Source organism: Promicromonospora sp. NPDC050262 (assembly GCF_040655935.1).
Classification (GTDB): domain Bacteria; phylum Actinomycetota; class Actinomycetes; order Actinomycetales; family Cellulomonadaceae; genus Promicromonospora.
The window spans coordinates 55554-70711 of the sequence record NZ_JBFAKX010000012.1 but is presented as its reverse complement, the minus strand read 5'-3'; the positions used below and the strand labels follow the sequence as shown (position 1 = coordinate 70711).

The following is a 15158-nucleotide window of genomic DNA, read 5'->3' as shown; positions in this document are numbered from 1 at the left end:
ACGACGTCCGGGCCGGCAACGCCAGAGGCGCCCCAGCAGGTGCTGGGGCGCCTCTGGCGACCTGAGGGATGGCAGCGCGCTAGACGGCAGCACCCGCACCCGCGCCGGGGCCCGCTCCGCCGCCCACGGGACCGCCAGGCACGATCGTGGGGTTGCCGATCCCTGGCCCCTCGGCCGTGGACCCCGCGGTACGACCGGAGAGCAGCTTCGCGAGACGGTGCGCCACGGTGGTCAGCATCCAGTTGATCACGATGAACACGACCGCCACCACGGCCAGCGTCTGCAGGGGGTTCTGCTCCTTCGACGACAGGATCTGCGCGGACCGGAGCAGCTCGGAGTACAGGATGATCTGCCCGAGCGCCGAGTCCTTGAGCACCACGACGAGCTGCGAGACCATCGCGGGGAGCATGGCGACGAGCGCCTGCGGCAGCTGGATCGAGCGGAGCGTCTGCGAGGGCGTCAGACCGATCGCCAGACCGGCCTCGCCCTGGCCCTTCGGAAGGTTCCCGACCCCGGCCCGGACCAGCTCCGCGATGACCGAGCCGTTGTACAGGACGAGCGCCAGGACCACCGCGGCGAACGGCCGGTCGGCGATCCACTGCGCCTGTGCCGAGAAGAACATGTAGAAGAAGATCATCATCAGCAGCACCGGCACGGCGCGGAAGAACTCCACGACCACGCCGGACACCCACCGGACGACTCGGTTGTGCGCCAGCCGGCCGACGCCGAGGACGAGGCCGAACAGGACCGCGCCCACGGTGGCGAACGCTGCCGAGCGCAGGGTGTTCTGCAGGCCGGGCAGGTAGTAGTACTGCCAGGCCTCCGCGGAGACGGCGTTCTCCCAGAGCGTCGACTCGAACTGGCCCTTGTCGTACAGGGCCACGGCTACCCAGCCGAGCCCGGCGACGATCGCCACGGCCGCCGCGATGTTGCCGGCCACGGACAGCGCCCGGCCCCGGGGTCCCTGGGCGTCGAACAGGACGGAGGCGCTCATCGCTTCACCGCCAGTCGCTGGGACAGCCAGGTGGTGCCCAGGCCGATCGGGATCACCAGGATCACGTAGCCGACGGCGAAGAGCAGGAAGATGGCGACCATCAGGTCGGGCCGGAACTCGATCATGGTCCTCATCAGTGACGACGTCTCGGTGGCGACCGAGGCCGCCACGGCGACGGTCGAGTTCTTCAGCAGCGCGATGAGCGTGTTGCCCAGCGGTGCGATGGCTCCGCGGAACGCCTGCGGCAGGATCACCAGGCGTGCTGCCGGCAGGAACGAGAGCCCGATCGCCCGGGCGGCCTCGGCCTGTCCCACCGGGACCGTGTTGACACCGGAGCGGATGGCCTCGCAGACAAAGGCCGCGTGGTAGACGGAGAGGCCGATCACCGCGAACCAGAAGAACGTGGAGTTCAGGTCGTCGGTGAGCGTGATCCCGAGCTGCGAGAACACCACGAGGTACATGAACGTGAGGATGATCGTCAGCGGTGTGTTCCGGAAGATCGTCACGTAGGCGGTGCCTGCCCACTGGAGCGATGCGATCGGGGAGATGCGCATCAGGGCGAGCACGGTACCGAGGACCAGGGACAGCAGCGCGGCCCAGAACGTGAGCTGGATGTTGACCCAGAACGCAGCCAGGACGTCGTACTGAGCGAAGAGCTCGGCGAACCCGGAGAAGAAGTCGTCCACGGTCACCTTTCAGGGATAGGTCAGGGGCGTCGTGCGACACCTGTCGACGACGCCGGACGTGGCTGACGCCGGCCCGACCGCGCCCCGAGGGAGGCAGTCGGTCCGGCGTCAGGCACTGTGGTCAGGCGGGGTACCGCGGGGTCACGCGCAGGCGTCCGGCGTCGGCGGGTTCAGGTCCGCGTTCGGCGTGTAGTCGGCGCCCTCGGTGTTGGCGGCCACCAGCTCGTCCCAGGTGCCGTCCTCGATCATCTCGGTGATCGCGGCGTTGATGTCCTCGCACTGGTCGGAGCCCTTCGGGAGGCCGACGCCGTAGCGCTCCTCGGAGAAGGGCGCGCCGACGACCTTGAACTTGCCGGCGTTCTCCTCGGTCGCGGCCAGGCCGGCGAGGATGATGTCGTCCGTGGTCACGGCATCGACGGCGCCCGACGCGAGAGCGGTGGCGCACTCGGCGTAGCCGCCGCGCTCCACGAGCTGCACGCCCTCGGAGTACTGGGTCTTGATGTTCTCGGCGGAGGTCGATCCGGTGACCGAGCAGAGCTTCTTGCCCTCGAGGGTCTCCGGGCCGGTGATGTCGGTGTTGTCGGCCGCGACCAGCAGGTCCTGACCGGCGACGAAGTACGGGCCCGCGAAGTCGATGAGCTCCTTGCGGTCGTCGTTGATCGAGTAGGTCGCGAAGATCATGTCGACGTCGCCGTTCTGCAGCGCCGTCTCGCGGTTGGCCGAGATGGTCTCGACGAACTCGATCTGGTCCTCGGAGTAGCCCAGCTTGTCGGCGACGTAGCGGGCGACGTCGGTGTCGAAGCCCGTGAACGTGTCGCCTTCCTGCAGGCCGAGTCCCGGCTGGTCGTACTTGATACCGATGCGGATGGTGTCGCCGCCGCCCGCGGCGGTGTCGTCGCCGTCGGTCGGCTCGCCGACCTCGCCGCCGCCACACGCGGAAAGCGCGAGTGTCGAGGCAGCCGCCATCGCCAGGAGGCCCATGGTGTGCTTGCGCATGATTGCCCTTCGGTAGTCCGGGACCCGGTCGGGGCCCCGAGGGGGTGGGATCGGTCGGAAGATCAGTGGGTCAGGATCTTGGAGAGGAAGTCCCGTGCGCGCTCGCTCTTGGGCGCGGTGAAGAACTCCTCGGGGGCGGCCTCCTCGACGATCTGGCCGTCCGCCATGAAGACGACCCGGTCGGCCGCCGTGCGGGCGAAGCCCATCTCGTGCGTGACGACGATCATCGTCATCCCGTCCCGGGCGAGCGCCACCATGGCGTCGAGCACCTCGTTGATCATCTCGGGGTCGAGGGCCGAGGTCGGCTCGTCGAACAGCATCACCTTCGGCTGCATCGCCAGGGCGCGTGCGATCGCGACGCGCTGCTGCTGGCCGCCCGACAGCTGGGCGGGCATCTTGCCCGCCTGGTTGCCGACGCCCACGCGGTCGAGCAGGGCACGGGCCTGCTCCTCCGCGGCCTTCTTGGACAGCCCGCGGACCTTGCGCGGCCCGAGCGTGACGTTGTCGAGCACGGTCTTGTGCGCGAACAGGTTGAACGACTGGAAGACCATGCCGACCTCGGCACGCAGCTGTGCCAGGGCCTTGCCCTCCTCGGGCAGCTCCTTGCCGTCGACGGTGATGGTGCCGTCGTCGATGGTCTCCAGGCGGTTGATCGCCCGGCACAGCGTGGACTTGCCGGAGCCGGACGGGCCGATCACGACCAGCACCTCGCCCTTGCGGACGGTGAGGTCGATGTCCTGCAGCACGTGCAGCGCGCCGAAGTGCTTGTTCACGCGCTTCAGCTCGACGAGGGGCGCTCCGAGGGCACGGTCCGACGTCGGAGCGTCCGCGGTGCTGTCGGCCGCCGGTTGGCCGGTGGTCGAGGTGGTCTGGTCCATCCCTTGAACCTAACGATCCGATGTTTCAAGGACCAAGTCGACGGGTCATCCCGGCACAACGTTTCGGTAACAGATGCCCGCATTGCGCCCGAACTCACCGTTCGGCGCGGCTCGAAAGGGGTCGTAAAATCGAGGCGATGTCCACGACCGCCCTGCCCACAGCCCCGCTCCACGCCGCCTCGGCCGATACCGCCGTCGGTGACGCCGCGTCCGAGCAGCCCCGCACCTACCTGGTCCGCACGCTCGGGTGCCAGATGAACGTGCACGACTCCGAGCACATGGCCGGCATGCTCGAACAGGCCGGCTACACGCGCGCGTCCAGCCAGGACGAGGCCGCGAACGCCGCCGACGTCGTCGTGATCAACACGTGCGCCGTGCGCGAGAACGCCGCCAACAAACTGTACGGGAACCTCGGCCAGCTCGCGGGCATCAAGGCCACGCGCCCGGGCATGCAGATCGCCGTCGGCGGCTGCCTGGCCCAGAAGGACCGCGGTGACATCGTCGCCAAGGCCCCGTGGGTCGACGTCGTGTTCGGCACGCACAACCTCGACGCCCTGCCGGTGCTGCTGGAGCGCGCCCGGCACAACGAGGCGGCCCAGGTCGAGATCGCCGAGTCGCTGCAGGTCTTCCCGTCCACGCTGCCGACCAAGCGCGAGTCGGTCTACGCAGGCTGGGTCAGCATCTCGGTGGGCTGCAACAACACCTGCACCTTCTGCATCGTGCCGCACCTGCGCGGCAAGGAGCGCGACCGCCGGCCGGGGGAGATCCTCGCGGAGGTCGAGGCGCTCGTGGCCGCCGGGGCCATCGAGGTGACGCTGCTGGGCCAGAACGTGAACAGCTACGGCGTCGAGTTCGGCGACCGCGGCGCGTTCGCCAAGCTGCTGCGCGCCTGCGGTCGGATCGAGGGCCTGGAGCGGGTGCGGTTCACGTCCCCGCACCCGGCTGCGTTCACCGACGACGTGATCGCCGCCATGGCCGAGACCCCGAACGTCATGCCGCAGCTGCACATGCCGCTGCAGTCCGGCTCCGACCGGATCCTGCGCGCGATGCGCCGCTCGTACCGCTCGGAGAAGTTCCTCGGCATCCTCGACCGGGTCCGCGCCGCGATGCCCGACGCGTCGATCACCACCGACATCATCGTGGGCTTCCCGGGCGAGACCGAGGAGGACTTCGCCGAGACCATGCGCGTGGTCGAGGCGTCCCGGTTCAGCTCGGCCTTCATCTTCCAGTACTCGCCGCGCCCGGGCACGCCCGCCGCGACGATGGAGGACCAGCTCCCCAAGGCGGTCGTGCAGGAGCGGTTCGAGCGCCTGCTCGCCCTGCAGGAGCGCATCGGGGCCGAGGAGGCCGACAAGCAGGTGGGACGCACCCTCGAGGTGCTCGTCGCCGAGGGATCCGGCCGCAAGGACGGCGCCACGCACCGCCTGTCGGGCCGTGCGGCGGACAACCGCCTGGTCCACTTCGGCCTCACCCCGGTGCCCGACGCCGTGCCCCTGCCCGGCGTGGACCTCACCCGGGCGCCGGCCGACCTCGACGACCCGCGCCTGGCCGACGTCGTGCCCGCGGGTGTGCCGCGCCCCGGCGACACGGTGACCGTGACCGTCACGAAGGCGGCGCCGCACCACCTGATCGCCGAGCCCGCCGACGCCGCGGGCCTCGTGGTGCGCCGCACGCGGTCGGGCGAGGCCTGGGCCGCGCGGGAGAAGGCGCGGCTCGGCGGAGGCGAGGACGAGCACTCGCACGGCACGCCGGCGCCGTCGGGCCCGGTCGCGCTGGGCCTGCCCACCCTGCGCCGCTGACGCGGTGCGGCGGGTCGGTTCCTAGCCCGCCGCGCTGTCCGGGCCGGCCTCGTCCGGCTCGGCATCGGGCGGCGGGGCGAGCGAGGCCACCGTCGAGAAGAACTGGCTCGCGGTGACCAGCCCGCACGACACCGTCTGGGCGAGCTGCTCCTCGGTGGCGCCGTGCTCGAAGTCCACCGAGACCTCGGCGTACAGGGCGAGCCCCGCGCCCTCCTCCCGGGTGTAGACCTTGGGCCAGATGCGCTCGCGGTTCCAGTCGTTCGCGGCCTGGAGCACGGCGAGCCGCGCGGCCGCCGGCAGAGCGCCCGCCCAGCGGCCCCGCACCTGCAGGATCTCGTCGTGCTCACCGAGCAGCAGGAACCAGAACCGGTTGCCGTCCCAGGTGCCGGTCACGTCGCCGTCGTCGTCGATGCGGAAGCGGTAGCCGCGGCGCGACAGGTCGTCGCCGACGCGCTGCGTGGTGAGCGGCCGCGGCTTCTCGACCGGGGCGTTCGCGAGCGTGCGGACCTGCGCTCCCGCGGGGCGGCGGGCCGCCGGAGGGCGCGGGTTGAGCAGGCGCGCGAGCCAGCGCCCTGCGCCGCCGCCGTTCCGGGCCGGGCTCATGGCGCGGACCTGAGGGGGTCGGGGAACGTCTCGTCGAGATGCTCGAAGAACATGGAGCCGGTGGTCAGCCCGCACTGCAGCAGCTGGTCGAGCTGGTCCTCGGTGACGCCGTGCTCCAGGTCGACCGTCACCTCGGTGTAGACCAGCACGGCCCCGTTGTCGCGCACGCGGACGTACGTCTTGGGCCAGATGCGCTCGGCGTTCCACTCGTTGCAGAGCTCGAGGATCTCCTCGAGCCGCTCGATGGTCAGGTCGCGGTGCCACTGCCCGCGCACCTGGAGCACCTCGGAGCTCTCGCCGACCATCAGGAAGTAGAACAGCCAGCCGTGCCACAGCCCGCCGACGTCGCCCTCCGAGTCCACGAAATAGCTGAACCCGTTCTCGCCCAGCCACTCCACCACGCGGTCGCGCGTGAGCGGCTCGGGAACGGAGGAAGGATCGTCGAGGCCGCCCGTCAGCTCGCGGAGCAGCACACCCTCCACCTGCGCCCGCAGCTCGTCGTCGTCGAGTTCCCTGGGCTCGGGCTGTTGCGGGCCGGTGGCCGCACGGTCGCCGTCGCCCGCCGTGTTCCGGCGTCGTGACCCGAAGAACCTCACCTGACCACAGTACCTGCCAGACCCCTCCTCCCGCTGCGCCCTTCGTCCGGAAAGCCGGGTGGAATCGCCCAGGAACGGCCAGGCGCCGCGCCCGGTGCTACTTTCATCCATCGTGCACGCCGTGATCCTGCCCGCCACCCCGCTGCTCGTCCCGGGGATGGCCCCTGGCCTGCGCACGGACCCGCTCGCGGGCGTCCGCGCCGCCGTGGCGGCCGCGCTGGCCGGGCTCACCGACGGCGGCCGCGTGCCGCTGGTCCTGGCGCACGGCCGCGCCCTGCGGCACGGCCGCATGCGCCCGTCCCTGGCGGGCTCCGGCATCGATGACCGCTGGCTGCCCGGCTCCCCGCCCGGTGCGGGACGGCGCTCCGGCGCGGCCTGGTCCTGGAGGGACGAGATCCGTCCGGCCGCGGGGACCGGTGCCTCGGTGGCGCTGCTGGCGCTCGCGGACGTGCTGGGCGACCGGGTCGCGGAGGTCGAGGTGCTGGAGGTCCCGCCGTCCTGGCCCGGACCGGTCGCCGGACCCGACCCGCTGCTGCGGGACGCCGCCGGCCTGGTCGTCGCGGGCGGGGGAGTGCCGGGCGGCCTCGACAGCGACCCCGGGACGCTGACCGACGGCGTCCGGGCTGCCCTGCGCGCGGCGGGCGCCGACGGGTGGACGCCGCAGGTCCAGGTCTTCGCGCAGTCGCACGACCACCTGCCGCCCGAGTACCGCGTGACCGTCCTGGCCTAAGGTGTCGGGGTGATCGTCGTCGCCGTCGTGGGGCCTACCGCCACCGGGAAGTCGGACCTCGCGCTCGACCTGGCCCAGGCGCTGGGCGACGCGCCGGGCGCCGTGGCGAGCGAGATCGTCAACGCCGACGCCTACCAGCTCTACCGCGGCATGGACGTCGGCACGGCCAAGGTCCCGCCGGCCGAGCGGCGCGGCATCGTGCACCACCAGCTCGACGTGCTGGACCCCACGCAGGACGCGTCCGTGGCGCGCTACCAGGAGGCCGCGCGTGCCGACCTGGACGCGATCGCCGGCCGGGGCGCGCGCGCCCTCGTCGTCGGCGGGTCGGGCCTGTACGTGCGGGCGCTGCTGGACCACATGGACTTCCCGGGGACGGACCCGGCCGTCCGGGAACGGCTGGAGGCACGGGCCGAGACCGAGGGCCGTCGCGCCCTGCACGCGGAGCTCGCGCGGCTGGACCCGCAGGCCGCCGAGAGCATCGGGCCGCACAACACCCGCCGCATCGTGCGCGCGCTGGAGGTCATCGAGATCACCGGCCTGCCGTACACGGCCAACCTGCCGCGCCAGGAGTACGTGCGCCCCGCGGTGCAGATCGGGCTGGACTGCCCGCGGGAGGTGCTCGACGCGCGGGTCGGGAGCCGCGTGGACCGGATGTGGGACGGCGGTCTCGTCGACGAGGTGCGCGGCCTGGCGAGCCCCGAGCAGGGCGGCACCGGGAGCGGGCTCGGCGTCACCGCAGCGCGCGCCGTCGGCTACTCCGAGGTGCTCGCCTGGTGGCGCGGCGAGTCCACCGAGGCCGAGGCCAGGGAGGCCGTCATCGCGAACACACGGCGCCTCGCGCGCAAGCAGATGGGCTGGTTCGGCCGCGACCCGCGCGTGCACTGGCTCGATGCCGCCTCGCCCCACCTGCTGGACGACGCGCTCGCGGTCGTGGCCGCCGCCGACGCCGGGACCTTAGCGGTTGCCGGGACCGAGCCGGTGCGCCGTAGCCTGGGGTCATGACGCAGCCCGCGACCAGCCCCGTGCCCTCCACCCCGACCCCCGGGACCCTCGCCTTCACCAAGGGCCACGGCACGCAGAACGACTTCGTGCTGATCGCGGACCCCCAGGGCCTGCTCGACCTGACGCCGGCCGACGTCCGCCGGCTCGCCGACCGCCGCGCCGGGATCGGCGGCGACGGCGTGATCCGGCTCGCGCCGACCGCGGCCCTGGCGAGCGCGGGCGAGGAGGCCGCCCAGGCGGCCCTGGCGCAGGACCCGACGGCGGAGTGGTTCATGGACTACCGCAACGCCGACGGCTCCGTGGCCGAGATGTGCGGCAACGGCGTGCGCGTCTTCGCCGCGTTCGCCGAGCAGGAGGGGCTCGCCGACCTGTCCGCCGGCCCGCTCAGCCTCGGCACGCGCGCCGGCGTCAAGCGCGTGACCAAGGAGGCGAACGGCTGGTACGCCGTCGACATGGGCCGCTGGTTCCTGCCCGGCGGCGAGTCCGCGGCGGCCGACGGCTACGACGCCGCGGTCGCGGTGCGCGGCTGGACCGCGCCCCGGCCCGCGCTGAGCGTCGACCTCGGCAACCCCCACACCGTCGTCGCCCTCGCGAGCGTCGAGGAGCTCGCCGCGCTCGAGCTCTTCCACGCCCCCGAGGTCGCGCCCGTGCCGCCGCACGGCACCAACGTCGAGCTCGTCGTGCCGCTCGGCGAGGAGGAGGGGCCCGACGGCGTCGTCGGGCGCCTGCGCATGCGGGTGCACGAGCGCGGGGTGGGGGAGACACCGTCGTGCGGCACGGGCGCCTGCGCCGCGGCGCTCGCGGTGCGGACCTGGCAGGGCGGCTCGTCCGGCGACGGCGCCCCCGACACGTGGTTCGTCGAGGTGCCGGGCGGCGAGGTGCGCGTGCGCGTGCTGCCGGGCGGCAACGTCGAGCTCGCGGGCCCGGCCGAGCTGGTCTACTCGGGCCGGGTCACGCTCTGACAGGTCAGCGGGTCACCCGCAGCACGCGGAAGCCCTTGGACGACGTCGTCCGCTCGACCGGGAGACCGAGCGCCTCGGTGATCCAGCGGGCGAGCGAGTCGGAGCCGAGGTTCTTCTGCACCACGAGCCAGGCCGCCGCGCCCGGCTCCAGCCGGGGCAGCCAGCGCGTCAGGAGGTCGTGCAGCGCCTGCTTGCCCACGCGGATGGGCGGGTTGGACCAGCAGGCGGCGAACCGGACGTCGTCGGGCACCTCGTCGGGCAGGGCCGCCCGGACGTTCTCCAGGCCGAGCCGCTCGGCGTTGCGCCGCACCAGGTCGAGCGCCCGCTCGTTGACGTCGACCGCCCAGACCGTGGCCTCCGGCGCCGCCAGCGCCAGGCCGATCGTGATGGGGCCCCACCCGCAGCCGAGGTCGAGCAGGTCGCCCGTGGCCGGGGGCGCGGGCACGTGGTCCAGCAGCACGGCCGTCCCCTTGTCGAGCCCGCCGGGGGAGAAGACGCCGGCCGCCACCTCGACCTCCAGCTCGCGCCCGGCGAGGCGGACGGTCCGGGTGCGGCGCTCGTCGTCCGAGGCGGGCTGTGCGGTGAAGTAGTGGTCGCTGGACACCGGACGATCCTAGGCGGTTGCCGCCCGTGGCGACCGGTGCCAGCCTGCGGGCATGGAGATCGCCGAGGCCACCGTGGAGCGGTGGGACGACGTGCAGATCGTGTTCGGAACGCGCGGCGGCGCCCACCACTGCCAGTGCCAGCGCATCCGGCTGGGTGACCGCGCCTGGTGGTACATGCCCGTCGAGGAGCGCGCCCACACGCTGCGCGAGCAGCTCGACCCGCCGCCGGGGGCGCCGACGTCGGGCGCCCTGCTCGCCTACGTCGACGGCGAGCCGGCAGGCTGGGTCGCGGTGGCGCCCCGCACGGAGTTCGTCCGGTACCGCGGCAGCCAGGTCCCGTGGGCGGGCCGGCACGAGGACAAGGACGACGCCGGCGTGTGGGCCGTCACATGCTTCGCCGTGCGCGTGGGGTACCGCAAGCAGGGCCTGATGTACGAGCTCGCGGCCGCCGCCGTCGAGCACGCGCGGGAGCGGGGCGCGCGGGCGGTCGAGGGCTACCCGATCGCCCCGGACCCGGGACAGGAGATCTCCTGGGGCGAGGTCAACGTGGGCACACCCGGTCCGTTCGGGGCGGCGGGGCTGACGGAGGTCAGCCGGCCGACCAAGCGGCGCCGCGTGATGCGCCGGGACTTCTGACGGCGCCCGGCGGCGTCCCGCGCCACGATCCCGCGGAGGACCCGCCGGACGATCGCGCGGGAAGTCCCTGTGGGAAGTCCCTGTGGAAAGACATGGCCGCGGGACTTTCGGGCGTGGGATCCTTGTTCTACGAGAGCAAGATCCATCGAGAGTTAGGTAGTACATGACCCACACCCCGACAGAGCCCGAGCTCCCCGCAGAGGAGACGCCCGAACTCCGCGCGGCCCAGGCAGACGCCCAGGCGATCGCGAACGATGTCGTGGCACGGGTTCTCGCTCGGGCGGGGACCGCACGTGCCGACGGCGGAACGGTGCACACCGTGGCCGACGGCGACCAGCTGGACCTCGAGGAGCGCACCGCGCTGCGCCGCGTGGCCGGCCTGTCGACCGAGCTCGAGGACGTCACCGAGGTCGAGTACCGGCAGCTGCGCCTGGAGAAGGTGGTGCTCGTCGGCCTGTTCTCGGGCGGCGAGCACGCGGCCCGCGACGCGGAGATCTCGCTGCGCGAGCTAGCCGCGCTGGCCGAGACGGCCGGCTCGCAGGTGCTGGACGGCCTGCTGCAGCGCCGGCAGAAGCCCGACCCCGGCACGTACCTCGGCTCCGGCAAGGCGCTGGAGCTGGCCCAGGTGGTCCTGGCGACCGGCGCCGACACGGTGATCGTCGACAGCGAGCTCGCCCCGTCCCAGCGCCGTGCGCTGGAGGACGTGGTGAAGGTCAAGGTCGTCGACCGTACGGCCCTGATCCTGGACATCTTCGCGCAGCACGCGAAGTCCCGTGAGGGAAAGGCCCAGGTCGAGCTCGCCCAGCTCGAGTACCTCCTGCCGCGCCTGCGCGGCTGGGGCGAGTCGATGTCCCGCCAGGCCGGTGGCCAGGTGGGCGGCGCGGGCGCCGGCATGGGCTCGCGCGGTCCCGGTGAGACCAAGATCGAGCTGGACCGGCGGCGCATCCGCGACCGGATGGCCAAGCTGCGGCGCGAGATCGCCGCGATGAAGCCGGCCCGCGAGACCAAGCGGCTGAGCCGCAAGCGCAACGCGATCCCCGCGGTCGCGATCGCGGGCTACACCAACGCCGGCAAGTCGTCGCTGCTCAACGCGCTGACCGGCGCGGGCGTGCTGGTCCAGAACGCGCTGTTCGCCACGCTGGACCCGACGGTCCGGCGCACGAAGACCGAGGACGGCCGCGTCTACACGTTCACCGACACCGTCGGGTTCGTGCGGCACCTGCCGCACCAGCTCGTCGAGGCGTTCCGGTCCACGCTGGAGGAGGTCGGCGACGCCGACATCCTGCTGCACGTGGTCGACGCGTCCCACCCGGACCCGGAGGGACAGATCGCGGCGGTCCGCGAGGTGCTGTCCGAGATCCCGGCCTTCGAGGACGTCCACGAGATCGTGGTGCTGAACAAGGCCGACGTCGCCGACCCGACGGTCGTCGGCCGGATCCAGCGGCGCGAGCGGCACACCGCCGTCGTGTCCGCGCACTCCGGCGAGGGGATCGCCGAGCTGCGTGCCCGGATCGCGGCCGAGCTGCCGCGCCCGGGTGTGCACGTCGACCTGGTGGTCCCGTACGAGCGGGGCGACCTGGTGCACCGGGTGCACGAGCACGGCGACATCGAGCTCACCGAGCACGTCGCCGCCGGCACGCACCTGCGCGGCCGGGTGGACGAGCAGCTCGCCACCGAGCTGCGTCAGGTCGCCGTGGCGCACTGACCCGTCCCGCCGCACCTGTCAGACGCCCAGTTCCCTCCGGGGACCTGGGCGTCTGACACGTTTCCGGGACCTGGTCCCGGCACGTGACGGACTACGCAAGCGGCTTGCAGTGCCGCGCAACCACTGCAAGCGATTTGCGTTCGTCGTGGCTAGGATCGATGTCATGTCGAGACGGCTGGCGGATGTTGCGAAGAAGGTAGGCGTGAGCGAGGCGACGGTCAGTCGCGTGCTCAACGGGAAGCCGGGGGTGTCCCAGGGCACGCGGGACGCCGTGCTCACGGCCCTCGACGTGCTGGGCTACGAGCGGCCCACCAAGCTGCGGGGCAGCCGCGGCAAGCTCGTCGGGCTGGTCCTGCCGGAGCTCGTCAACCCGATCTTCCCCGCGTTCGCCGAGGTGATCGGCGGGGCGCTCGCCCAGCAGGGGTTCACCCCGGTGCTGTGCACCCGGACGGCAGGCGGCGTCACCGAGGCCGAGTACATCGACCTGCTGCTCCAGCAGCAGGTCTCGGGCGTGATCTTCGCGGGGGGCTTCTACGCCGAGCGGGAGGCCGACCACGCGCACTACCGGCGGCTGGAGGACCTGGGGCTGCCGGTGGTGCTGATGAACGCCTCGATCGAGGACCTGGCGTTCCCCCGTGTGGCCTGCGACGACCTCGTGGCGATGGAGCAGGCGATGGGTCACGTCACCTCGCTGGGGCACCGGCGCGTGGGCCTGCTGCTCGGCCCGGCCGACCACGTGCCGTCGGAGCGCAAGCTCGCCGCCGCCCAGCGGTTCGCGCAGCGGCAGGGCCTGGAGCTCGACCCGGGCCTGGTCGTGCACTCGCAGTACTCCCTGGAGAGCGGCCAGGCCGCGGCCAACCGGCTCATCGAGGCCGGTGCCACGGCGATCGTCTGCGCCAGCGACCCGCTGGCCCTCGGCGCGATCCGGGCGGTGCGCCGGGCCGGGCTGTCCTGCCCGGCCGACGTGTCGGTCGTGGGCTTCGACGACTCCGCGCTGATGAACTCCACCGACCCGGCGCTGACCACCGTGCGCCAGCCCATCGAGCCGATGGGCCGGGCCGCCGTCGACCTGCTGGCCGGGCTCATCGCCGGCAACGACGTGCCGCGCGACGAGCTGCTCTTCGAGCCGGAGCTCGTGGTGCGCGCCTCCACCGCCGCGACGAAGGTTGTCGCGAAACGATAAACTTCTTGTCGAGTTCTTGCGCGGTCGTTGTCACGTGAATTACGGTTCACGGCATGACGACGACGTCCGACGCGCCCCTCGAACCGCGCCCAGCCTCCAGCGAGTGGTGGCGCAGCGCCGTGATCTACCAGATCTACCCCCGCAGCTTCGCGGACGGGAACGGTGACGGCACCGGGGACCTCGCCGGCGTCCGCTCCCGGCTCGGGTACCTGCGCGACCTCGGCGTCGACGCGATCTGGTACACGCCCTGGTACGCCTCGCCCCTGGCGGACGGCGGCTACGACGTGCGCGACTACCGCACGATCGACCCGGCGTTCGGCACGCTGGCGGACGCCGAGGCGCTGATCGCCGAGGCCCGCGAGCTGGGCATCCGGACGATCGTCGACGTGGTGCCCAACCACATCTCGTCGGAGCACGAGTGGTTCCAGGCGGCGCTCGCCGCCGGGCCAGGGTCGCCGGAGCGCGAGCGGTTCTGGTTCCACGACGGCAAGGGCCCGGGCGGCGAGCAGATGCCCACCGGCTGGGTCTCCAGCTTCCAGGGCGACACCTGGACCCGCACCACGAACCCGGACGGCACGCCCGGCCAGTGGTACCTGCACCTGTTCACCCCCGAGCAGCCGGACGTCAACTGGAACCACCCCGACGTGCGGCAGGAGCACGAGGACGTGCTGCGGTTCTGGTTCGACCGCGGCGCGGCCGGCATCCGGATCGACTCGGCGGCGCTCATCATCAAGGACCCGGAGCTGCGCGAGGTGCCCGCGACCCCCGGCCCGGGGGAGCACCCGCACCTGGACCGCGACGAGATCCACGACGTCTACCGCGGCTGGCGCAGCGTCGCGGACGACTACGCGGAGCCGCGCGTGCTGGTCGGCGAGGTGTGGCTCGCGGACCAGGGGCGGTTCGCGCAGTACCTGCGCCCGGACGAGATGCACACGGCGTTCAACTTCGACTTCATGGCGCGTCCCTGGGACGCCAAGGAGCTGCGTGAGTCGATCCGGACCACGCTCGAGGCGCACGCCCCGGTCGGCGCGCCGGCCACGTGGGTGCTCTCCAACCACGACGTCACGCGGCCCGTGACCCGGTACGGCCGCGAGGACTCGTCCTTCGACTTCGCCGCCAAGCGGTTCGGCACGCCGTCCGACCCGGACCTCGGCACCCGCCGCGCGCGGGCCGCGTCCCTGCTGGTCGCCGCGCTGCCGGGCGCCCTGTACGTCTACCAGGGCGACGAGCTCGGCCTGCCCGAGGCCGAGGTGCCGCGCGAGCTGATCCAGGACCCCATGCACTTCCGCTCCGAGGGGGTGGACCCGGGCCGCGACGGCTGCCGCGTCCCCCTGCCGTGGACGCGCACGGGCGCAAGCCTGGGCTTCGGGCCCGACGGCGGCTCGGCGCCCTGGCTGCCCCAGCCGGCCGGCTGGGCCGACCTCTCGGTCGAGGCGCAGGACGCCGACCCGAGCTCGATGCTGAGCCTGTACCGCCAGGCGCTGCACCTGCGCCGTGGCCTCCCCGCACTGCACGCCGACGAGTTCGCGTGGCTCGACCTCGGCGGGGACGACGTCCTCGCCTTCACCCGCGGCGCCGGCTTCGCCTGCGTCGCCAACCTCGGGAACAACCCCGTCCCCCTGCCCGCCGGGGCCACGGTGCTCCTGGCGAGCGGCCCCGTCGACGGCGTCGTCGGACCGGACATCGCTGTCTGGCTCGGCCTGCCGTCCTGATCCTCGGCGACCGGCCGAGAACCACCTCTACCCCCAGACGTGCCGACCCAGCGGCACACGACCAAGGAGTG

Annotated in this window: 15 protein-coding genes; 8 read left to right on the top strand and 7 right to left on the bottom strand. The window is 72.8% G+C overall.

Features of this window, described 5'->3' with window-relative positions; translation table 11 throughout:
• Window positions 1–79 precede the first annotated feature (79 nt).
• The 4 genes from AB0I29_RS18380 to AB0I29_RS18365 all read right to left on the bottom strand — a co-directional run bounded on the left by AB0I29_RS18380 (window position 80) and on the right by AB0I29_RS18365 (window position 3554).
• On the bottom strand, window positions 80–994 hold the full coding sequence (locus AB0I29_RS18380; protein WP_285104961.1) for an amino acid ABC transporter permease: 915 nt from the start codon (window positions 992–994) through the stop codon (window positions 80–82).
• Window positions 991–1680: an amino acid ABC transporter permease gene (locus AB0I29_RS18375; RefSeq protein WP_285105303.1), complete on the bottom strand. Its 690-nt coding sequence runs from the start codon at window positions 1678–1680 to the stop codon at window positions 991–993. The genes AB0I29_RS18380 and AB0I29_RS18375 overlap by 4 nt, the downstream gene beginning before the upstream one ends.
• Before the next feature lie 141 nt (window positions 1681–1821).
• A complete protein-coding gene (locus tag AB0I29_RS18370; RefSeq protein ID WP_357484069.1) occupies window positions 1822–2676 on the bottom strand; it encodes a glutamate ABC transporter substrate-binding protein in 855 nt (284 codons plus the stop codon).
• 62 nt (window positions 2677–2738) lie between these two features.
• Window positions 2739–3554, bottom strand: a complete 816-nt coding sequence (locus tag AB0I29_RS18365) for an amino acid ABC transporter ATP-binding protein (RefSeq protein WP_357484066.1) — start codon at window positions 3552–3554, stop codon at window positions 2739–2741.
• 137 nt (window positions 3555–3691) lie between these two features.
• Here AB0I29_RS18365 and miaB point away from each other — a divergent pair, with 137 nt between their 5' ends.
• Window positions 3692–5353 carry a tRNA (N6-isopentenyl adenosine(37)-C2)-methylthiotransferase MiaB gene (miaB, locus tag AB0I29_RS18360; protein WP_357484063.1) on the top strand — a complete coding sequence of 554 codons (1662 nt, stop codon included), beginning with the start codon at window positions 3692–3694 and terminating at the stop codon, window positions 5351–5353.
• Between the two features lie 21 nt (window positions 5354–5374).
• Here the strand turns inward: miaB and AB0I29_RS18355 are convergent, their stop codons facing one another.
• Window positions 5375–5956, bottom strand: a complete 582-nt coding sequence (locus AB0I29_RS18355) for a YbjN domain-containing protein (protein WP_285104954.1) — start codon at window positions 5954–5956, stop codon at window positions 5375–5377.
• Entirely contained in the window at window positions 5953–6552 is a 600-nt protein-coding gene (locus AB0I29_RS18350) for a YbjN domain-containing protein (RefSeq protein WP_285104952.1), read from the bottom strand. The genes AB0I29_RS18355 and AB0I29_RS18350 overlap by 4 nt, the downstream gene beginning before the upstream one ends.
• A gap of 112 nt (window positions 6553–6664) precedes the next feature.
• Here AB0I29_RS18350 and AB0I29_RS18345 point away from each other — a divergent pair, with 112 nt between their 5' ends.
• Genes AB0I29_RS18345 through dapF form a run of 3 tightly spaced genes read left to right on the top strand, consistent with a single transcriptional unit; the run spans window position 6665 to window position 9246 of the window.
• Complete coding sequence (locus AB0I29_RS18345; protein ID WP_357484058.1) at window positions 6665–7282, top strand: hypothetical protein; 618 nt, start codon at window positions 6665–6667, stop codon at window positions 7280–7282.
• Between the two features lie 9 nt (window positions 7283–7291).
• Complete coding sequence (gene miaA, locus AB0I29_RS18340; protein ID WP_357484055.1) at window positions 7292–8284, top strand: tRNA (adenosine(37)-N6)-dimethylallyltransferase MiaA; 993 nt, start codon at window positions 7292–7294, stop codon at window positions 8282–8284.
• On the top strand, window positions 8281–9246 hold the full coding sequence (gene dapF, locus AB0I29_RS18335) for a diaminopimelate epimerase (protein WP_285104948.1): 966 nt from the start codon (window positions 8281–8283) through the stop codon (window positions 9244–9246). The genes miaA and dapF overlap by 4 nt, the downstream gene beginning before the upstream one ends.
• Window positions 9247–9250: 4 nt before the next feature.
• Here the strand turns inward: dapF and AB0I29_RS18330 are convergent, their stop codons facing one another.
• Entirely contained in the window at window positions 9251–9850 is a 600-nt protein-coding gene (locus tag AB0I29_RS18330; protein WP_357484052.1) for a methyltransferase, read from the bottom strand.
• Between the two features lie 52 nt (window positions 9851–9902).
• Between AB0I29_RS18330 and AB0I29_RS18325 the strand changes: the two genes are divergently transcribed.
• The 4 genes from AB0I29_RS18325 (at window position 9903) to AB0I29_RS18310 (ending at window position 15087) form a co-directional block, all read left to right on the top strand.
• Complete coding sequence (locus AB0I29_RS18325) at window positions 9903–10487, top strand: GNAT family N-acetyltransferase (RefSeq protein WP_357484049.1); 585 nt, start codon at window positions 9903–9905, stop codon at window positions 10485–10487.
• A gap of 163 nt (window positions 10488–10650) precedes the next feature.
• Window positions 10651–12192 carry a GTPase HflX gene (hflX, locus tag AB0I29_RS18320; protein ID WP_357484046.1) on the top strand — a complete coding sequence of 514 codons (1542 nt, stop codon included), beginning with the start codon at window positions 10651–10653 and terminating at the stop codon, window positions 12190–12192.
• 163 nt (window positions 12193–12355) lie between these two features.
• A complete protein-coding gene (locus AB0I29_RS18315) occupies window positions 12356–13375 on the top strand; it encodes a LacI family DNA-binding transcriptional regulator (RefSeq protein ID WP_285104940.1) in 1020 nt (339 codons plus the stop codon).
• A gap of 53 nt (window positions 13376–13428) precedes the next feature.
• Complete coding sequence (locus AB0I29_RS18310) at window positions 13429–15087, top strand: glycoside hydrolase family 13 protein (protein WP_357484043.1); 1659 nt, start codon at window positions 13429–13431, stop codon at window positions 15085–15087.
• Window positions 15088–15158: the final 71 nt, after the last annotated feature.